Source organism: Myxococcus guangdongensis (genome assembly GCF_024198255.1).
Taxonomy (GTDB): domain Bacteria; phylum Myxococcota; class Myxococcia; order Myxococcales; family Myxococcaceae; genus Myxococcus; species Myxococcus guangdongensis.
Genome location: NZ_JAJVKW010000005.1, coordinates 634,986 through 654,127, shown reverse-complemented (window position 1 = coordinate 654,127; position 19,142 = coordinate 634,986). Strand labels below are relative to the sequence as shown.

General features: G+C 69.3%; 13 protein-coding genes. 10 read left to right on the top strand and 3 right to left on the bottom strand.

Annotation, left to right across the window (positions count from 1 at the left end; genetic code table 11):
* The first annotated feature begins 89 nt into the window (after positions 1 to 89).
* Genes LXT21_RS19245 through nadE form a run of 4 tightly spaced genes read left to right on the top strand, consistent with a single transcriptional unit; the run spans position 90 to position 4,922 of the window.
* Positions 90 to 344, top strand: a complete 255-nt coding sequence (locus LXT21_RS19245) for an acyl carrier protein (RefSeq protein WP_046713040.1) — start codon at positions 90 to 92, stop codon at positions 342 to 344.
* Positions 345 to 356: 12 nt separating this feature from the next.
* Positions 357 to 2,324 (top strand): asparagine synthase (glutamine-hydrolyzing), encoded by a 1,968-nt coding sequence (asnB, locus tag LXT21_RS19240; RefSeq protein ID WP_254039589.1) that lies wholly within the window; start codon positions 357 to 359, stop codon positions 2,322 to 2,324.
* Positions 2,321 to 3,904: a class I adenylate-forming enzyme family protein gene (locus tag LXT21_RS19235; RefSeq protein WP_254039588.1), complete on the top strand. Its 1,584-nt coding sequence runs from the start codon at positions 2,321 to 2,323 to the stop codon at positions 3,902 to 3,904. The genes asnB and LXT21_RS19235 overlap by 4 nt, the downstream gene beginning before the upstream one ends.
* A gap of 22 nt (positions 3,905 to 3,926) precedes the next feature.
* Positions 3,927 to 4,922: an NAD(+) synthase gene (gene nadE, locus LXT21_RS19230; RefSeq protein WP_254039587.1), complete on the top strand. Its 996-nt coding sequence runs from the start codon at positions 3,927 to 3,929 to the stop codon at positions 4,920 to 4,922.
* Between the two features lie 64 nt (positions 4,923 to 4,986).
* Here the strand turns inward: nadE and LXT21_RS19225 are convergent, their stop codons facing one another.
* Complete coding sequence (locus LXT21_RS19225) at positions 4,987 to 5,979, bottom strand: hypothetical protein (protein ID WP_254039586.1); 993 nt, start codon at positions 5,977 to 5,979, stop codon at positions 4,987 to 4,989.
* Positions 5,980 to 6,149: 170 nt separating this feature from the next.
* On the opposite strand from LXT21_RS19225, the gene LXT21_RS19220 reads away from it, so the two are divergent.
* The 3 genes from LXT21_RS19220 (at position 6,150) to LXT21_RS19210 (ending at position 8,774) form a co-directional block, all read left to right on the top strand.
* Positions 6,150 to 7,595: a C39 family peptidase gene (locus tag LXT21_RS19220; protein ID WP_254039585.1), complete on the top strand. Its 1,446-nt coding sequence runs from the start codon at positions 6,150 to 6,152 to the stop codon at positions 7,593 to 7,595.
* 105 nt (positions 7,596 to 7,700) lie between these two features.
* On the top strand, positions 7,701 to 7,907 hold the full coding sequence (locus LXT21_RS19215; protein WP_254039584.1) for a hypothetical protein: 207 nt from the start codon (positions 7,701 to 7,703) through the stop codon (positions 7,905 to 7,907).
* A gap of 114 nt (positions 7,908 to 8,021) precedes the next feature.
* Positions 8,022 to 8,774 (top strand): hypothetical protein, encoded by a 753-nt coding sequence (locus tag LXT21_RS19210; RefSeq protein WP_254039583.1) that lies wholly within the window; start codon positions 8,022 to 8,024, stop codon positions 8,772 to 8,774.
* A gap of 765 nt (positions 8,775 to 9,539) precedes the next feature.
* Here LXT21_RS19210 and LXT21_RS19205 read toward each other — a convergent pair.
* Together LXT21_RS19205 and LXT21_RS19200 are read right to left on the bottom strand one after the other, a co-directional pair.
* Entirely contained in the window at positions 9,540 to 14,465 is a 4,926-nt protein-coding gene (locus tag LXT21_RS19205; protein ID WP_254039582.1) for a myxosortase-dependent M36 family metallopeptidase, read from the bottom strand.
* 228 nt (positions 14,466 to 14,693) lie between these two features.
* Entirely contained in the window at positions 14,694 to 15,434 is a 741-nt protein-coding gene (locus LXT21_RS19200; RefSeq protein ID WP_254039581.1) for a PLP-dependent lyase/thiolase, read from the bottom strand.
* A gap of 232 nt (positions 15,435 to 15,666) precedes the next feature.
* Here LXT21_RS19200 and LXT21_RS19195 point away from each other — a divergent pair, with 232 nt between their 5' ends.
* The 3 genes from LXT21_RS19195 to LXT21_RS19185 all read left to right on the top strand — a co-directional run bounded on the left by LXT21_RS19195 (position 15,667) and on the right by LXT21_RS19185 (position 19,132).
* Positions 15,667 to 17,496 (top strand): sensor histidine kinase, encoded by a 1,830-nt coding sequence (locus tag LXT21_RS19195; protein WP_254039580.1) that lies wholly within the window; start codon positions 15,667 to 15,669, stop codon positions 17,494 to 17,496.
* Positions 17,493 to 18,209 (top strand): response regulator transcription factor, encoded by a 717-nt coding sequence (locus LXT21_RS19190; RefSeq protein WP_074957595.1) that lies wholly within the window; start codon positions 17,493 to 17,495, stop codon positions 18,207 to 18,209. Before LXT21_RS19195 ends, LXT21_RS19190 begins: the two co-directional genes overlap by 4 nt.
* A 167-nt stretch (positions 18,210 to 18,376) precedes the next feature.
* The gene (locus LXT21_RS19185; protein WP_254039579.1) at positions 18,377 to 19,132 is read left to right on the top strand and encodes an energy transducer TonB; all 756 of its coding nucleotides are present in this window, start codon (positions 18,377 to 18,379) and stop codon (positions 19,130 to 19,132) included.
* The last annotated feature ends 10 nt before the right edge of the window (positions 19,133 to 19,142 follow it).

The following is a 19,142-nucleotide window of genomic DNA, read 5'->3' as shown; positions in this document are numbered from 1 at the left end:
ACCTCAAGTCTTCGTCCCGGGCGCGTCTTGAGTCACGCCCGGGTTGTTCCATCACCCCACCACCGCATTTCCAGACAGGACGTCCTACCGTGAGCATTCGTGAACGCATCCGTACCTTCATCGTCGACACGTTCTTCGTGGACGACTTCGGCGATGACGACTCCTTCCTGCGCAAGGGGCTCATCGACTCCACGGGGATGATGGAGCTGGTGGCGTTCCTGGAGTCGGACCTCGGCATCAAGCTGGAGGACAAGGAGCTGGTTCCGGAGAACCTGGACTCGCTGACGCGCGTGGTGGCGTTCGTCGAGCGCAAGCAGAACCAGCGCCTGCCGCAAGCAGGCTGAAAAGAGCGCGCCATGTGTGGCATCGCGGGATTCACCTACCCGGCGGGAGGGGGCGCCGGGGCCGAGGCGGGCGAGCGACTGCGCCGGATGACGGCGAGCATCCGTCACCGGGGGCCGGACGCGCAGCGGGCGTTGGTGTTGAACGGGGTGGCCCTGGGCCACACGCGGCTGTCCATCGTCGACCTGGAGGGCGGTCACCAGCCGATGCGCGACGCGGCGACGGGGCTCACCGTCGTCTTCAACGGTGAAATCTTCAACCACGTGGAGCTGCGCGAGCAGCTCTCCGGGCGGTATGCGTTCCGCACGCGCTCGGACACGGAGGTCATCCTCGCGGCGTTCCTGGCGTGGGGCATCGACTGCGTGCGCCGGTTCGAGGGCCAGTGGGCCTTCGCGCTGTGGGACCCGAGGGACGCCACGCTGTGGATGTCGCGCGACAGGGTGGGCATCTGCCCGCTGTATTACGCAGAGCTTCCGGGTGGACAGCTCGCGTTCGGCTCGGAGGCCAAGGCGCTGTTCGCGAGCGGGCTGGTGACGCCGGCGCTGGACGCGCGGGGGCTGAAGCAGACGTTCCAGCTCTGGTCGCCGGTGGCGCCGCGCACGTCGTTCGAGGGGGTGCGGCTGTTGCCGCCCGCGCACTCGGCCCGGTTCCGCGCGGGGGTGCTGGAGACGTTCAGGTACTGGGATTTGGACTTCGGCGTGGAGCCGAGCATGGCCGGCGACGCGCGCATCCAGGAGGAGCTGGGCGAGGCGTTGGAGCGCGCGGTGCGGCTGCGGCTGCGCGCGGACGTGCCGGTGGCGGCGTACCTGTCGGGCGGGTTGGACTCGAGCCTGCTGTGCGCGCTGGCGCAGGGGCAGCTGGGTGGGACGCTGCGGACGTTCTCGGTGGGCTTCGCGCACGCGCGCTTCGACGAGCGCGAGCACCAGGCCGCGGTGGCCGGGGCGCTCCGCACGGAGCATCGCGTGGTGGAGATGCGCGACGGGGACATCGGCACGTTGGTGCCCGGCGTCATCTTCCACGCGGAGCAGGCGATGATGCGCTCGGCGCCCGCGCCGTTCCTGCGGCTGAGCGAGTGGGTGCGGCAGAACGGCATCCGCGTGGTGCTCACGGGGGAGGGCTCGGATGAGATGTTCCTGGGCTACGACCTCTTCAAGGAGACGAAGGTCCGGCAGTTCTGGGCGCGGCATCCGGCGTCGAAGTGGCGGCCGCTGTTGTTGCGGAGGCTCTACCCCACCCTGTCGGTGAGCCAGCAGAACGTGGAGTTGCTTCGCGAGTTCTTCGGCATGGGGCTGGACGACCCGGGCAGCCTGGGCTTCTCGCACCTGGTGCGTTGGGCGAACAGCGGGCGCATCACTCGCTTCCTCGCGCCGGACTTCGCCGCGAGCGTGGCGGACGAGGAGCCGACGGCGTCGGTGCTCTCGACGGTGCCCGAGCGCGTGAAGGGCTGGAGGCCGCTGGCGCGTGCGCAGTACCTGGAGGCGAAGACGCTCCTGTCGGGATACCTGCTGTCGGCGCAGGGAGACCGGATGCTGCTGGGCAACGCGGTGGAGGGCCGCTTCCCGTTCCTCGACACGTCGGTGATGGAGCTGGCGGCGCGCATCCCCGAGCGCATGCGGCTCAAGGGGCTGGACGAGAAGCACGTGCTCAAGCGCTACGCCAAGGGCCGCGTCCCCGCGTCCATCCTGGAGCGCAGCAAGTTCCCCTACCGCGCGCCCATCGCCGGAGCGTTGGTGGGACCGGAGGCCCCCGCGTGGGCGCGAGAGCTGCTTGCGCCCGAGGCCGTGGCGAAGGTGGGCGTGTTCGACGCGCGCAAGGCGGAGCGGCTCGTCGCCAAGCTGCGCGCGCCCAACGCGGCGGAGAGCGAGGCGGACACCATGGCCCTGTTCGCCATCGCGTCCACGCAGTTGCTCGCGCACCACTTCCTCACGCCGCGCGCGCCGCCTCAGGCGGACCTCGACGCCGTGGTGCTGGAGGCGGCATGAGCGCCAGCGCGACGGACTCCGCCCCCGCGTGGGTCTTGGCCCACGCGCAGCGCACCCCCACGGCCTCCGCGGTCGACTCGCCGTGGACACGGCTCACGTATTCACAGCTCGCGGAGCGGATGACGGCGCTCGCGGGACACCTGCGCTCCTCGGGCGTCTCCGCCGGAGACAAGGTCCTCATCGCCCTGCCCCTCGGCTCGGCGGGCGCGGTGGCCGGGCTCGCGGTGCAGGCATTGGGCGCGTGCGCGGTGGAGCTCGACCGTGAAACGGGCGCGACGTCCGTGGACGCCATCCTCGCGCAGACAGGCGCGCGACATGCCTTCGTCTTCGGTCAGGACGCGCGCAAGTGGACCGGCAAGCCGGGCCTGACGCACGTGTATGTGATTCACGCCACGCGCCCGCCGGAGCGGATGCTCCAGGCGCTCGCCCCCGCGACATGCACGTGGGTGCAGGAAGACGGCGCGGTGGACCCCGAGGCCAAGGCATCCCCCCTGGACGCCCTGCCCTCCACACCGTCCAGCGCACACGCGTCCATCGTCTACACGTCCGGCAGCACGGGCACGCCCCGAGGCGTCATCCAGACGTTTGGCAACATCGCCGCCAACACGCGCTCCATCGTCGAGTACCTGGGTCTCTCCTCACGAGACCGGGCGCACCTGGTCCTCCCGCTGCACTACTGCTACGGCAAGAGCGTCCTCCAGACGCATCTGCTCGTCGGCGGCTCGGTGTTCCTGGATCCGCGCTTCATGTATCCCCAGGTCGTGCTGGAAGCGATGGCCGAGGAGCGCAGCACGGGCTTCGCGGGCGTCCCACTCACCTTCGAGCTGCTCAAGCGGCAAGCCGGCGCGGAGGCCCTCTCCAAGCTGCGCCTGCGCTACGCCACCCAGGCCGGCGGCGGCATGTCCCCGGACACCGTCCAGTGGACACGCGAAGCCCTCTACCCCGCCGAGCTGTACGTCATGTACGGGCAGACCGAGGCCACGGCGCGACTGAGCTACCTGCCCCCGACACGGGCCACCGAGAAGGCAGGCTCCATCGGCGTGGCGATCCCCGGCGTGGAGCTGCGCGTCGTGGGCGAGGACGGCAAGGCGCTGCCCACGGGCGAGACAGGCCACCTGGTGGCACGCGGCGCCAACGTGACGCCGGGCTACCTGGGCGCCCCCGAGGAGACCGCGACCATCCTGCGCGACGGCTGGCTGTGGACGGGGGACCTGGCCTGGCGCGACGCGGATGGCTTCATCTTCCTGGTGGGGCGCGCGAAGGAGATCCTCAAGATTGGCGGCCACCGGGTGAGCCCCGCCGAGTTGGAGCATCAGCTCGCGCGGCACCCGTCGGTGCGAGAGGTGGCCGTCGTCGGAGTCCCGGACGCGCTGGGCGGCGAGGCGGCCTGCGCCGTGGTCGTGCTCCAGGAAGGGGCCGCGGTGGAGGAGGACACTCTGCGGCGCTTCTGCAGGGAATCGCTGCCGGCGCACAAGGTACCCCGGCACGTGGTGTTCACGGACGCGCTGCCGCGAGGGCCCAGTGGCAAGGTGCTCAAGGCGGAGCTGCGCACCCAATATTCATCCATCGGTTCGTCGTGAAGGGTTCGAGAGGGGTCACACAATGAAGTTTTCCAAGCAGGTGTTGGAGCTGGACTGGGAGGCGAAGGCCGCCGAGCTGTCCGAGGGGCTGCGCGAGACGGTGCTCAAGAAGCTGCGCAAGCGCGGCCTCGTCGTGGCCATCTCCGGCGGCATCGACTCCGCGTGTGTCGCGGCGCTGGCCGTGCGGGCCCTGGGCCCCGAGCGCGTCTTCGGCATCCTCCTGCCCGAGCGCGACTCCAGCGGTTGGAGCTCCCAGCTGGGCCGCAAGCTCTGCGAGAAGCTGGGAATCAAATACCAGCTCCACGACATCGCCCCCGTCCTCGAGGCCGCCGGCTGTTACCGCCAGCGCGACGAGGCGGTGCGCTCCGTCTTCCCGGAGTTCACCCCGGACATGAAGTGGAAGATTGTCATGCACGGCGACCGGCTCAACACGGACGCGGTGAACTTCTTCTACGTCGTGGTGCAAGTGAATGGCGAGGAGCGCCGCTTCCGGCTGCCTCCCCAGGCCTATACCCAGATTGTCGCCGCGACGAACTTCAAGCAGCGCACGCGGAAGATGATGGATTACTTCCACGCGGACCGGCTGAACTTCGCGGTGGCGGGCACGCCCAACCGTCTGGAGTATGACCAGGGCTTCTTCGTGAAGCTGGGCGACGGCGCCGCGGACGTGAAGCCCATCGCGGGGCTCTACAAAACCCAGACATATCAATTGGCCAGGCACCTGGGCGTCATCGACGAAATCACCAGCGGCGAGCCGACCACGGACACCTTCAGCCTTCCCCAGTCGCAGGAAGACTTCTATTTCTCCGTGCACTACTCGCAGCTGGACCTGCTCATGTGGGCCAAGAATCACGCCGTGCCCACGGACGAGGCCGCGCAGGTGATGGGCCTGACGCCCACCCAGGTGCAGCGCGTCTACGACGACATCGACCAGAAGCGCCGCAGCACGGCCTACCTGCACTCGCCGCCGCTGCTGCTGGAGAAGGTCGCGGAGCTGGAGCCCTTCAAGCTCGGCTGAGGCGCGATGCCGTGCACACGGACGGGAGGCACCCTCGCCTCCCGTCCCTCGCGAACAGGGGCGACTACTCCTCCTCTTCGCAGACCTCCGCCTTCACCGGGATGCCCTTGCGCGCGTCGTCGCGCACGTAGAGATACCCCTCGCGGAAGTAGTCCTTCCCGCCCTGCAGGCGCATCACGTTCCGCTTCGCGTCGGTGACGGTCCACTTCAGCGTCTCGCTGGCTCCGCTCGGGTAGGCCACCTGCAGCGTCGAGCCACCGCCTGCCTCGGACTTCGCGGACTTCACCTTCCCCGTCAGGTCATCCTGACCGAAGTCGATGAGAATCGACCCGGCCGCATCCACCGTCACCGAGGGCGTGTTCGCCCCGCACCACTCCTCGATGAGGTAGCCCTTGCCCTTGCGCCGCACCTGGAGCCATTTGCCGGCCAGGGCCTTGAGCGCTCCGGAGGACGCGGCCTCGACGCCAGCCGCCTGAGTCCCGCACTCCAGCTCGGCGCCCGGCAACACCCCCGTGACGACCTGCGGCCCCTTCACCACGCGCACGGGGACCACGTCCGGCAACGGTGACGCCGCGTGCGCCTCCACCTGATCCCCGCTCACCACCGTGGGCCCCTGCCGAGTCCCATCCAGCGGCTGCAGGCGCGCCTCCTTCGCCTTCACCGTGCACGTCGAGAGCGCCCGGGTGAATGGCCGCGAGAAGCTGTCCTGTCCAGACCACCCCGCACCGCAGCAGTCCGTCCCAGGCCCCTTCAACACCAGCCGGTTGGACTCCAGGTCCAGCGTCCATTTCCCCTGGGACTGGAAGGTCGTCAGGGCCCACGACTTCGGGGATGTCTTCTTCTGGACAGCCAAGGTGCATTCACAGGCGCCCATGCTCTGGCCCTGCGGAAAAGTTGACTCATATTGGATGAGTGTCTGCCCATCGCCCTCCAACACCACGAGGGTGCCGCCCTCCTTGGCATAGACCCCCGTGAGTGGCTGTTGCTGCGCGGCCGCGGGGCCCGCCCACAGACACAATGCCGCGCCAGTCACGAGTCCGTAACGCAGTGCATTCATTCGCGACTCCTTGTGTGGATTCACCCAGACAGGCTCGACGTCCTATCGCTCTCCGAACCCGGAAGTCAGGCCAAACCGACCTGGGTCGCCGCAACTCTTTTTCTCAGCCCCCGACAATCGGTCATCAGTCGTTTCCACACCCCCCTGTTCTCCACTCGTGGAGTGACCCCATGTCTCCTCGCATCGAGCGTCGCCAGCAGACGTACTCGCCCACTTCCGCGCAGGCCGAGGGCCTGCCGCAGGGCCGTGACGCGCAGCTCAACCTCCAGCAGCTCTGGCCGTACATCGAGAAGTACGCGCAGAAGTACGGCGCGGACCCGAAGGTGCTCGCGGGCATCGTCGCGCAGGAGTCATCGTTCAAGAACCACGGCGTGCACCAGGACGGCACGGGCCACGGGCTCATCGGCCTGGACGACAACGGCCTGCTGCCCTCGTTCGAGAAGTGGTCCGGCATGCAGGTGGGCCGCGGGGCGAACGCCAAGACGATTCCGCCCGAGAAGCAGATGGAGTTCCTGGCGAAGACGATTGGTGACCTCACCAAGAAGCACGGCAGCAGCCTGGCGGCCGCGCGCGAGTGGCACCGGGGCGCGGGCAACATGAACGACGCTCGGGGCTACGACTACCAGAGCAAGATCCAGAACCACATGAGCCGCCTGTTCCCGGGCGGAAAGACGCCGAGCGGGACGACGGCCGACGTGCCCGACACCACGGTGGGTGGCACGGACACGTCGAAGCCGGGCAGCAAGCCGGGGTTGAAGCCGGGCAAGACGGACGACTCGCGCACGCCCGTGGAGGGCTCGGACCGCGAGATCAAGAAGGGCGACACGCTGTGGGGCATCGCCTCCGAGCTCAAGGCCAAGGGCATGGAGGGCTCGCACTGGGATATCATCAACCAGATTCGCCAGCTCAACCCCAAGATCACCGACCCCAATCTCATCCTCGCGGGTGACACGCTGAAGATGCCGGGGGTCGCGGGCAAGGACCAGAGCACCTTCACGCCGGGCACGAACAAGCCGGGGCCGGTGGATTTGAATCCCAAGCCCACGGGCCCGCAGGCCACGGACGGCGCCGCGCCGGTGACGGGTGACGGCCGCGTGGACCCGAGCAAGGTCCCGCAGATCAGCCAGTACAACCCGGCAGGCAAGAACGGCTCGTATACGAATGGCCCGGCCAACTGCGGCCCCACGTCCATGGCGCAGATCGCGCGTGCCTTTGGTTATGGCAAGGACATGACGGATGCCCAGCTCATCAACCACCTGGGCGGGATTGGCGGCACGTCGGGCAACGGCACGGACGTCAACGGCATCGCGAAGATGGCCAAGGCGATGGGCAAGGACGCCGTGACGAAGGGCCCGGGCGCCAACGTGGAGTGGATTGCCGACCAGCTCAAGCAGGGCAAGCTGGTGGTGGCCAACGGCGACTACCACGCGATGCCGCCGCACCAGAACGAGGGCCGCACGTCCGGCCACTACGTCACCGTGGCGGGTATGGATGCGAAGGGCAACTTCATCGTGCGCGACCCGGCGGACGCGAACGTGAAGACGATTACGCCCGAGCAGATGCGGCACTTCCTGAACTCCAACCCCAACGGCGGCTACCAGATGTCCATCGGGTGAGCTGACTCGCGCCTGGATGGAGTGAAGTAGGCTTCGAGCGGACCGGCACTGCGGCAAGGGTGTCGGTCCGTCCGCGTTTCCACACCCCGACCCGAGGACTCCCAGATGACGCAGAGCAAGCCGACGCATACCTGCATTTCCTGCAAGAAGACCGAGGGCGGCGAGGTGGTCGGCTCCACCTACGTCTCCACGGGTGACAACGGGATGATCGTCCGCTTCTGGATGTGCGACGAGTGCGCCCTGCCGCTGGGTCCGGGCCAGGGTCCCATCGACATGGACGACCCGACGAAGACCGAGCAGGCGCGGAACTGAAGTCCCGAGGCCCTCGGGCGAGGAGCCGCGCGAGGGCCTGGCGACGACGGGGGTGGAGCAAGGTGGGCGCGACGGGGTATGGAATACGTCGCTGCCGTCCCCGTCGGAGAAGACATGAACAAGCTACTGGGTCCCGCCTCCTTCGTCCTCGCCTCGGCCGCGCTCGCGGTGGCCCTCTGGGCCCCCGGGCGTGTCGAGGCGCCCTCCCCGTCCCAGACGCCCGAGCCCGTCGCCGAGCGCCCCGCCAGCCAGGAAGGCCTGGAGCGGCGCATCCAGGCGCTCGAGGACACCACGCTGAGCCTGTCCCGGCGCCTGATGGAGCTGGAGAATCGGCCCGGAACGGGGGCCGCGCCGGCGGGTGGCACGGCGGTGGCGGCGGGCGAGCTGGAGCAGCTGCGTAACGAGGTGCGCGGGCTGATGGCCGGCGAGACATTGACGACGGAGGGTGGCCGTGAGGCGCTGAAGGACGCGATGCGCTCGGTGCAGCAGGAGATGCGCAACGACCAGCTCAACCGGCGCCAGGAGGAGTGGATGCAGGCGCAGGCCCGCGGGCAGGAGCAGCGCCAGGAGCGGGTGAAGCGGCTCGTGTCCGAGGCAAAGCTGAACTACTCGCAGGAGCAGGAGCTGACGCGCCGGCTGGAGCAGGAGGAGACCTCCCGCAACACCCTGTTCGACGAGGTCCGCGCCGGGACGAAGTCGGCGCGTGACATCCGTCAGGCCCTGCGCACCCAGCGCGAGGAGACGGACCAGGTCATGAAGGGGATGCTCGACGCGGACCAGCTGTCCAAGTACCAGGTCATGCGCCGCGAGGAGCAGATGAACTCCCGTCCCCGTGGACCTCGCGAGGGGCGGTTCGGAGACCAGTGACGCAATGACTCACATGGAGGTCTGTGCGGGCAAAGGCAGACCTCCGGATGATTGCGAGAGCGCCCGAATCTCGATTGCAATCCTTGGCAGCTCTCACCTGGGAGGCATCTCGAGAGCATCCTTGCTCGAGCTCTCATCCTGGATGGATGGCATGGCCCCGGGCAGTTCGTCATCCTCGACCAAGACATCGATTTGAGCGATGGGCATCGAGAGGGAATGACCTGTCCGGGCCCGCCCGGGGGAGGAATCCTCGCGGGCACGCCCCTGGCGGGGGACCCGTGCTGTCGCGCCTGAGCCGCTACTTCGTCAGGGTTGGCGGCATGGGGCGCGGGTCGCAAGCAATGCCAGGACACCCCTTGCTGTCGCCGCAGCTCCCGTCACAGCACGGGTACTGACCTTCCGGGCAGACCGTACGCCCCCCGTCCATTTCTGGCGCCGCCACCCGGGGGCGCTCCTTCGGCTTCGGCACCTCGGCCGACGCGGGGGCCTCGGCGGCGGGCGCTGTCACCGTCTCGGGGGCCGAGGCGGCGTCACGACGCTGCTCCTCGCCTCCGCCCTTGCACCCGAGCGCCCACACCATCACCACACACCCCATCCATCGCAGGGCCTGATTCCACGTCCTGGTCATCCGCATCCTCCCTTCCTACCCGAGCACTTCGCGCGCGGGCCCGTTGAAAAACAAAGGGCGGCCCCGGAAGACATCCCGGGACCGCCCCTCAGACTTCGCTCGCCGACCTCACACGCCGGCCGGCGGGCTCATTTCCGTTACTTGCGACGACGGCGCAGCGCGAGGCCCAACATGGCCAGGGCCGGCAGCAGCGCGCTGGTGGCGCTACCACCCGCCGCCGTGCAGCCGCCGCTGTCCGTCAGGTTGCGCACCGTCACCGCCACATCGACCGTGTCGCTGTTCGCCACGCCGTCGTTGGCGCGGACGCGGAACAGGAAGATGGTCGTCTCGGAGACCTGGGGCGCCACGAAGTAGGCCTGGGCCTTCTCCGCGTCATCCAGCTTCACCGTGGGACCCGCGACCTGCACCCAGCGGTACGTCAGCTCGTCACCATCGGCGTCCGTGCCCGTGGCCGTGAGCTTCACGCCCGAGCCCTCGTGCACCGTGTAGCTCGGCGTCGCGCTCACCACCGGCTTGGTGTTGGTGCGCGTCACGGTGACCGTCACCGTGCTCGCCGCACTGGCCTGACCCGCGGCCGTGGCCACCAGGCTGAACGTCAGGTCGACGGAGTTACCCGTGATGCTCGGCGCCGTGAAGGTCGCGGTGGCCGCGTCGGCCCCCGTGAGCGTCACGGACGGACCCGCCGTCTGCGTCCAGGCGTAGGTGATGGTGTCGCCATCCTCGTCGGTGGCGCTGCCGGTCAGCGTCACCTCGCTGCCCTGGTTGACCGTCTGGTTCTCACCCGCGTTCGCCACGGGAGCACGGTCCACGTTGCGCACGGTGATGGTGATGGTCGCCGGGGCGCTCGCCGCGATGCCGTCGTTGGCGACCAGGGTGAAGGTGAAGGCCGTGTCCGCCGTCACCTCGGGAGGCGTGAAGGTCGGCGTGGCGCTGGTGTCGTCATCCAGCTCCACCGCCGGGCCCGCCGTCTGCGTCCAGGCGAAGTCGAGCGGCTCGCCGTCGGCGTCCGTCGAACCCGTCGCGTCGAGCGTCACGCTGCCCGAGCGCTCGTCCACCGTCGTGGGGCCGTTGTCCTTCACACGGGCCACCGCGATGGGCGCCGCGTTCACGTTGTTGACCAGGACCTGCACCACGCGCGGGTGGCTGGAGTCCGTGCCATCATTCACCACGAGCTGGAACGTGAAGATGGTGGCCGCGGGAACCTCCGCGCTGAAGCTCGGGGTCGCCGTGTTGGCGCCCGTGAGCGTCACCGCGGGGCCACCAATCTGGGTCCACGCGTACGTCAGCGTGCCGCCCGCGACGGCGTCCGGATCGAAGCTCGCGGAGCCGTTGAGCGTGATGACGCGCAGCGTGCGCGTCCCATTCGGGTTGACGATGTACTCCGTCACCGTCTGGGAGAGGCCCGGCTCGGCGATGGGCGCCACGTTGCACGTGGCGGAGCCCGCCTCGGCGACGCGCGAGTAGAACGGCGTCGAGTTGGTGATGCCCGTGACGCGGATGTTGGCCACGTCCCAGCCGTACGCACCCACGAAGCCGTCCGTGCCCAGGCGGAAGCGCAGACGCACCTGGTGCCCGCCGAAGATCTGACCGAAGTTGCTCTGGGCCGCGATGAAGCCCGGGTAGCCCGTGCTCATGCGCACGTAACCCGGCCAGCCACCGACGTAGGGGTTCCCCTCGTCGATGTTGCCCTGGTTGGTGAGCCGCGCCCGCTCGGCCGCGGACAGGTACAGGTACCAGTTCTCCCACGGCCCCTCATCGACGGAGACCTCGACGACGCCCGCGTCGAAGTGCACCAACTGCCCCTGGACGACGGCGGACTCGAACGAGTGGCGGTGGACGAAGGACAGCACGAAGTTCTGGCCCTGGGCGACGCTGAACAGCGGCGACGTCAGGCGGATGTCACGCGACTCCGACTCGTTCGCCGCGTGCCAGTAGCCCGTGGTCGCGTGGCCGTTCTGCCACAGCGGACGGGAGTTGAACGTGGAGTTCGTCCAGCTGGTGTTCTGCGTCTCGACGTAGTCCGTGTTGGAGGAGTTGGCCACCTCGTCGTAGTTCACGTTGGCGCGGAACTCGTGGACCGTCCCGCCCTGCAGCAGGGTGACAGGGAACGTCACGTCCACGCCCACGACCGCGAGCGCGCCATTGGCCTGCGCCGGCGCCGCCGTCAGGGAGACCGGGATGGTCGCCACCGCGGTGCCACCGCGCGCGATGTTGCCGAACGTCAGCGTGTTGCCGCCGCCGAAGGTCGCCTCGACCCCCGCGCTCGACTCGTTGAAGGCCGCCGTGGCCGTCACGCCGTTGACGCTCTCGGCGCCCACGTTGCGCAGGGTGACGCGCAAGAGGCCCGTCTCACCGGCATCCAGGATGCCGTCCTTGTCGCAGCCCACGGAGGAGTCATCCAGCGTGACGCTCACGACCTCGAGCGCGTTGCCGGTCTGGTAGCTCTCCACCACGCCGATGTGGTCGGCGCTGTCGCGGTCCGCCACCCTGGCGCCGAAGCCGGCGCCGCGCTTGGCGAACGCCGCCACGAAGCGCTGGTAGTCGGCCGGGTCGGCCGCCGCGACGACCGACAGCATCGCGTCACGACCCTCGAGGAAGGTCGGCGACGACGGGGTGGCCTTGTACGACGCCACCAGGTAGCGCTTCATGCGGTCCTGCGCCTCGGCGAACGGGTGCGCGTTGAGCAGGCTGGCGTAGCACTCCCACAGCATCGTGGCCCAGACCTCGCCGGCGTTGTGCACCTCGGCGTTGTTGGAGCCCGCGTAGTCGGGGTTCGACGCGACGTTGGCGGGAATCGTCGTGCCGTCCGCCATGTGGCGCAGCGTCAGGCCGTTCTTCGCCAGGTTCGTGCTGTACGGGACGCGGCGGATGCCCCAGTAGTAGCCGTTGTTGCGGCCACCGGCCTGGGTGTAGCCCGCCATGCCGTACGTGCCCTGCCAGTTGTTGTTGCCATCGCGGTTACGGTCCTCCTCGCGGACGGACAGCATCATCGCGTGGAAGTCGCCCCAGCCCTCGCCCATGGAGCCGCCCTGGTTGTTCGTCAAGCCAGAGCCGTTACCCACGAGGCGGTTGGAGATGTAGTGCCCCCACTCGTGCGCGATGATCTCGTTGTCGAGCGTACCGTCGCGATCCAGGTCCGCGTTGCGGCGCAGGCGGCCCTTGACGGTCGCCGACTCCAGCGCCGTACGCCAGGCATCGCCGTCCGGCTTGGACACCATCAGCGCGGGAACGGTGATGGCGTTATCGACCGCCGCGACGCCGCTGGCGCCCATCGTGCCCATCACGCCCGTGGCGCTGTTGGTGATGATGACGGCCACGGCGCCCGCGTTCTGGGCGTTGAGGACCTTGTACGCGAAGCTGCAGTTGCCGCGCTCGATGAGGGCGACCTTGCCCGTGAAGAGCTTCTGACCGCCGTACGGGTCAGCGCCGTTCGCGTCCGCGCAGCCCAGGCGGTAGCCCAAGGCAATCGCCGGGTCCTCGTGCACGGGAGGCGCGATGAAGTCCGCCTCGAGGTTGTACACGCGCGCGCCGAACGACCCGTTGTTCGTGGCGTAGCCGCGGGCCAGGGGCGACGGCTCGGAGATGGTGAGCTCCGCGACGCCATCGAAGATGTACTGCTGCATGCGGGGACGCGCGCCGTCGGCCGGGGTGGCCATGTTGGCGTTGTTGCGGCCGCCGAAGTCCTGCGCCTCGACGCGGAGGCTGTCGCCCTCCAGACCGCCGCGCCCGTAGTTGCTCATCTGGGCGTTGCCGGAGGCCTCGTCGAAGCCCGCGTCGTAGAACCAGTCGTGCAGGAAGTTGGTGATGTAGAACAGGTTCACCACCGCCGCCTGCCGCTGCTCGACGCTGGCCGCCGGAGACTTCGTCACGTCGAACGTGTAGTCGAACGAGCGCGAGCCCGCGTTGCTCAGCGACGCGCGCAGGTCGAAGCCCTCCTGGTAGCCGTCAGTACCGCCCAGGTCCGCGTACGCGTCGACGTTGTTGCCCTGCGTCACCTGCGCGTTGGCCGGAAGCCACGGGTCGTTCCTGCTGAACGGGAAGTTCTGCAGGGTGACCAGGTTGGAGGGGTTGTCCAGCGGCTCCTGGTGGCCGTTGGGCGTGCCCGTGGGGTGCGGCGTGGCGTCGTTGCCCTGGGGACCGTCGTAGGGCAGCAGCGTGGTCGGGTCCGCCCACACGCGGTAGGTGAAGGACTCCGACTTCGTCAGGTCGTGCTTGAAGAGGACCGAGCCGTCCTGCGCGTTGACCACGAACGCGATGTAGTTCGCGTCCGGGTTGCTCGCCAGGCCCGCGTTGACCTCCACGTAATACGCGGGGACCAGACCGTCAGGCAGCGGGAAGAGGACCTTCTTCGCGCGCGGCGCATCGCCAAAGCCGTGCGTGGAGAGCAGGTTGCGGTCCACCTGGTAGTGGCTGTAGTCGCCCTGCGAGCCCGTGGGCGCCAGCGCCCGGGCATCCAGCGACGCGCCGGTCACGTCCTGGAACGCGCGGGCAATCGCCTGCGGCGCCGAGACGCGGAAGGCCGAGGCCTGGGCGTTCTTCTCGTCATCCTTGTTGCGCGGCTGGAGGTAGCCGGAGATGGCCACGAGCTGCTGGCTCGGGTCCATCACCACCTTGACCTCGTTGCGGAACACCTCGATGCCGTTGACCCGACGACCGTAGGTCGCGATGACCGCGCCGTCGTTGTCCTTCGGCAGGTGCACCTGGCGCAGCTCCGCGCCATCCACATCCGCGGCGCCCAGGCGGTACAGGTCCGCCACGCCGCGCAGGTGCTCGCGCGCCGAGGCGTTCACGCTCGCCTTGGTCAGGGGACGCGCGGCCTTCGGGGCCGACGTCGAGTTCAGGGCGCGCTCGCTGAAGACGAACGTCGGGACGCCCAGACGACCTTCCACGCTGTTGATGCGCAGCCCACGCTGGGATGCGTTCGCCGCGGACGAAGGCAGGGAGCGATCCGCCGGAGAGCGGAGGAAGGCATCGACCGAGGCCCCTCCTCGCGCGGAGACCGACGGGGACCACATCAGCACGGCGAGCACGGCGCTCACTGTGCCCATCCAGAGACGCTTCATGAACGACAACCTCTTTCGGGGGTTTGAGGAGGAGGGCCCCTCGCCGTCGGACGCCTGCTCGGCTGGGGCGTCCAGAGGTTATTTACTATTTTGTTATGAACACAATAGGCCCCCCTGAACTCACTCCCTCAGGGTGCCAGCAAACCCAGGATAGACGCTAAGCCTGACGGCCAATGCCAGGAATTCGCGTCTAGGATTATTCCCAGACGCGAATTTGAGGCCGCCTTGTCACCCGAAAGGAGGGCGGGCGTTGTGTCCGATGACGAGCATCTCCTCCGGGTGCGTCTCCGCGCGAGCATACGTCAAGAGCGCGGCGAGGCTGTCGGAGTGCTTGGGGGCTGCGGTCTCCAGCACCACCTCCTCGCGGTGGGGATGGAACAGGTCCTCCTTGCCCAGGTTCTGCTCCTGCCATCTGCGCCAGCCCGGCAGCGACGAGCCCTTGGCGGGTTGGAGGCCCACCACCTCGTACCCCTCGGGCGTGAAGGCGCGGTGCAGGCCCACCAGCGTGGCGCCGGTGCCGAAACCGCACACCACCCGCCGCACGGAGGGGAAGGCGTCCCGGACGAACTCGCGCAGCTCTCCGGCCCAGCCCTCCACGCACCCCACGAGGGCGCCGTTGGAGAGCTGCCGGGGCCAGCACCAGCCCTGACGCTCGTAGCCCAGGGCCACCTCCCAGGCCTCGGACAGGCGGCGCACGGTGCGCACCTCGCCGCCGAAGCCCTGGTCTCTCAGGTACGCGGCGCCAGCGGTGTCGGTGAGCGCGAGCACGGGCAGGCCTCGTTCTCGGCCCAGCGCGTCGAGCGCGAGCGAGGACGAGGAGCCCGACAGCTCCACGAGTCCGCACGCACCCTCCGGCACCGTCTCCAGGTAGCGGGAGAAGGTGAGGTATTTGAGACCACCGGAGGGAAGCTCTCCCCCCCACAGCACCACCGGCCCTTCGGGGGACAGCCGTGACAGGGGAAAGTACATGGGTGGACCTCCCTCCATTTTGAGTGAGGGCCCCGCGTGGACTCCTCGGGCCCACGACGCAAGCTCGGCACCCTCTCGCGTCGTCGGCCAGTCCCCTCCCCTCGCGGCTGTCCTCCCGTGGACCGCGAGCCCGGCCGTCCGCCCACCAGGGACACTCGACCCGTCCCCGGGGGTGATGTGAAAGACCTCCGGAAGCCGGGGGCTGTGCGATAGTGGCCCGCAGCGAAAACGCATGCTGCGCCGGCTCCTCCCCACCCTCGTGGCCCTGGGCTGTGGGCTCCTCGCCCTCGGTTGGGGGCTGGTGAGCCTCCAGCGCATCTTCACGCGCGAGCGCGAGGACGCGCACGCGCAGGTGCGCTCACGCCGGGACGCGCTGGCGCACGCCGCCACGGAGTCGCTGCGCCAGGTGCTCGCGCGTCAGCTGGAGGAGCAGGTCTCCGCCATCCACGCCGCCGTGGACAACCCGCTCGCGCCGGGCGAGGGCTTCTACCTCCAGTTCCGGGGCCACCAGTTCCTCCCCCGCCTCACCCGCCCCCTGCCCGGCCACGACATGCCCGCGCGCGCGCTGTACGAGACGCTCGCGGACCACCTCCGCGACGGCGCCACGCCCGGCCCGTGGGAGGCGCGCCTGGCCCGACTGCGCGCGGCTGAGTCCGCGCTCCGGGAGGGCAGCGCCGCTCGCGCCACGGCCTTGGTGGAGGAGCTCCTGCGCTACCACGCCAACCACGCGCTGCCCGCGGACCAGGAGCTGCCCTTCCTGCTGCTGGCGGTGGAGCACCTGCAGCAAGGCGCCCGCTCCACGCCGCTGGTGCGCTCGCTGCTGCGCGAGGGATTGCCGGAGGAGTTCGGCGGCATCGGCCGGGGTGCGGGGCTGCAGCGTGACCTGCTGCGCGAGCGCTCGCGCTTCACGCAGGCGGACTTCGACTTCCTGCAGGCGCGCATCCTCCTGTTGAGCAGCGCCCTGGGCGAGCCCATGGGAGACTTCCTGGAGCGCTCGCGCGAGACGGGCGCCGGCGCGCTGGTGATGCCCGAGCAACTGGTGGAGCCCACGCTGCTGGGCCAGCAGTGGTACGTGGAGCCCCGGGGCGAGGTCGTCTACGGCATCGCGGTGGACGTCGCCGCGCAGCTGGTCCCCATCGCCGAGGACATGCGGGCGCGCGGACTGTTCGGCAACGGCGGTCAGGTGCGGCTGGTGGGTGACCGCCCGGCGATTCCGGCCCGCGAGCTGCCCGTGCGCGTGGACCTGCCCGAGTGGTCCCGCGCGGAGGTGGACATCGAGGCGCGCTACGGCCTGAAGACGCTGCTGGTGGCGGTGTGCGGCGTGCTGGCCGCGGCCATCGTCGCGCTGGCCGTCGTGTCGCAGCAGCGCAAGTACCGCTTCCTGGAGCTCAAGAGCGACTTCGTGGCCACCGTGTCCCACGAGCTGCGCACGCCCCTGGCCTCCATCCGGTTGATGGGCGAGACGCTGGAGCGCAAGCTCGCGCACGCGCCCGAGGTGCGCGACTACCCGACGCGCATCGTCCAGGCCGCGGACGGGTTGCACTTCCTGGTGGAGAACATCCTGTCGTTCAACCGCATCGACAAGGGGCGCTGGACGCTGCGCCCCTCGCGGGTGCGGCTGGAGGAGCTGGTCAACCCGCTGCGCGACGACCTGGCCGCGGCCACGTCCACGCCGGTGGAGCTGACCACGGACCTGAACGACGCGGAGCTGGAGGCGGACCCCACGCTCCTGCGGCTGCTCTTCTCCAACCTGGGCCGCAACGCGTGTGCCTACAACCAACGCACGCCGGTGCGCCTGTCGGTGAGCGCCCGGGTGATTGAGGGCCACGGGTGCACCGTGCTCTTCCGCGACAACGGCGTGGGCATCCCGGACTATGAATGGGAGAACGTCTTCCAGGACTTCTATCGGTTGACGCCTGCCGGACAGGATGTCCACGGTAGCGGCCTGGGACTGGCGCTCTGCCGCAAAATCATGAAGCTGCACCACGGCGACATCCAGGTGGCCTCGTCCACGCCCGAGGGCACCACGTTCGCGCTGACCTTTCACGAGCCGCGTCGATGACCACCACCTCACCACCCTCCACCACCCGCCCCACCATCCTCATCGTCGAGGACGACGCGCACCTGCGCGTGGGCCTCCGGGACAACCTGTTGGACGAGGGCTACGTCGTCTCCGAGGCCCCCAGCGCGCGCGACGCGGAGCCGCTCTTGCGCGAGCGCGAGTTCGACCTGCTCATCCTGGACGTCATGCTCCCGGGCGAGGACGGCTACAGCTTCTGCCGTCGCCTGCGGGCGCAAGGGGTGAAGAGCCTGGTGATGATGCTCACCGCGCGCTCGCTCGAGGACGACATCGTCCGGGGGTTCGAGGCGGGGGCGCAGGACTACCTCACCAAGCCCTACCGACTGCGGGAGCTGCTCGCGCGCGTGGGCGCGTTGGTGCGCCGCGCGGGCACGGCGCCGGCGCAGGTGACGACGTTCGGCGGGTACTCGTTGGATTTGGGACGCCGCACGGTGACGAAGCCGGATGGCGTGGGCGTGGAGCTGACGCGCACGGAGTTCGACCTGCTCGCCTACCTCTTGCGTCACCGCGAGCGCGCGCTGCCCCGCGGCGAAATCCTGGACGCGGTGTGGGGCCGTGACGTGGTGGTGGACCCGCGCACGGTGGACAACTTCGTCTCCAGTCTGAAGAAGAAGCTCGGTTGGACGAGCGCCTCCGGTTTCAGCATCCACACGCTGCGCGGTGTGGGGTACCGGATGGAGGTCTCGTCACCATGACGCAACCATGACCAACGGATGGACGGCCCTTCGCCATCGCTCACCCGGGACTTCGTAGTTTGAATCCTGCGTGGACGGGGCACTCCGAAGCCAAGAGGCCCACGCCGGAGAGACGCCGCATGGCGTGGTGGACCTCCGGGAGTGCCCAATCGGGGAGGAGGCCTTCCATGTTCAAGTCGGTCATCGAGCGGCAGCGAGCTGGGCGTCTGGGAGCGGGGATGTCGTGGTCCATCGCCGTGCACGCGGCGCTCTTCGGCGCGGTCCTGGTCATCTCCGCGCGGCCCACCGAAGTGGCACCCGAGCCGGAGCCGGATATCGTCATGAAGCTCACGGCGCGTCCGCAGGTGGCCAAGGGCTACACGGCGCCGGCGCAGCCCAAGACGCAGGCCCCGCCGCCCAAGACGCGCAAGCCCAAGCGCGACACCTTCCCCACGCAGATCAACCCGATGCCGGTAGACCCCAAGCCCGCCGACGTGGAGCCGGAGCCGGTGGCGAACACGACGGACACGGGTGACACCGAGCCCACGGGCGTCCCGGGAGGACACCCGGACGGAGACCCGGACAGCACGGTCATCGGGCTGCCCTACGTCCCCGGCCTGCCCCCGGGCGGAATGGGTGAGGGTACGGGCGAGGACGTCATCCCGTTCGGCGGAGGCATGACGCCACCGGTGCTCATGGGCGGCCAGCCGCTCGACTACACGGAGCAGGCCCGCATGGCGCGTGTGGAGGGCACCGTCATCGCCAAGTGCGTCATCACCCGCGAGGGCGACGTGCGCGACTGCCGCATCATCAAGGGCATGGCGCACATGGACGAGCACGTGACGGAGGCGCTGCACACCCGGCGCTACAGCCCGGTGAAGTTCCAGGGCAAGGCCGTGAGCGTCTCCTACGTGTTCACGCTCCGCTTCAAGCTGCCGCGCTAGTCGCGCGGTC

Excerpts from the sequence above, each read along its gene's own strand:
- asnB (WP_254039589.1), top strand. The coding sequence starts at position 357 with ATGTGTGGCATCGCGGGATTCACCTACCCGGCGGGAGGGGGCGCCGGG.
- LXT21_RS19235 (WP_254039588.1), top strand. The coding sequence starts at position 2,321 with ATGAGCGCCAGCGCGACGGACTCCGCCCCCGCGTGGGTCTTGGCCCAC.
- nadE (WP_254039587.1), top strand. The coding sequence starts at position 3,927 with ATGAAGTTTTCCAAGCAGGTGTTGGAGCTGGACTGGGAGGCGAAGGCC.
- LXT21_RS19225 (WP_254039586.1), bottom strand. The coding sequence starts at position 5,979 with ATGAATGCACTGCGTTACGGACTCGTGACTGGCGCGGCATTGTGTCTG.
- LXT21_RS19220 (WP_254039585.1), top strand. The coding sequence starts at position 6,150 with ATGTCTCCTCGCATCGAGCGTCGCCAGCAGACGTACTCGCCCACTTCC.
- LXT21_RS19215 (WP_254039584.1), top strand. The coding sequence starts at position 7,701 with ATGACGCAGAGCAAGCCGACGCATACCTGCATTTCCTGCAAGAAGACC.
- LXT21_RS19210 (WP_254039583.1), top strand. The coding sequence starts at position 8,022 with ATGAACAAGCTACTGGGTCCCGCCTCCTTCGTCCTCGCCTCGGCCGCG.
- LXT21_RS19205 (WP_254039582.1), bottom strand. The coding sequence starts at position 14,465 with ATGAAGCGTCTCTGGATGGGCACAGTGAGCGCCGTGCTCGCCGTGCTG.
- LXT21_RS19200 (WP_254039581.1), bottom strand. The coding sequence starts at position 15,434 with ATGTACTTTCCCCTGTCACGGCTGTCCCCCGAAGGGCCGGTGGTGCTG.
- LXT21_RS19195 (WP_254039580.1), top strand. The coding sequence starts at position 15,667 with ATGCTGCGCCGGCTCCTCCCCACCCTCGTGGCCCTGGGCTGTGGGCTC.
- LXT21_RS19190 (WP_074957595.1), top strand. The coding sequence starts at position 17,493 with ATGACCACCACCTCACCACCCTCCACCACCCGCCCCACCATCCTCATC.
- LXT21_RS19185 (WP_254039579.1), top strand. The coding sequence starts at position 18,377 with ATGTTCAAGTCGGTCATCGAGCGGCAGCGAGCTGGGCGTCTGGGAGCG.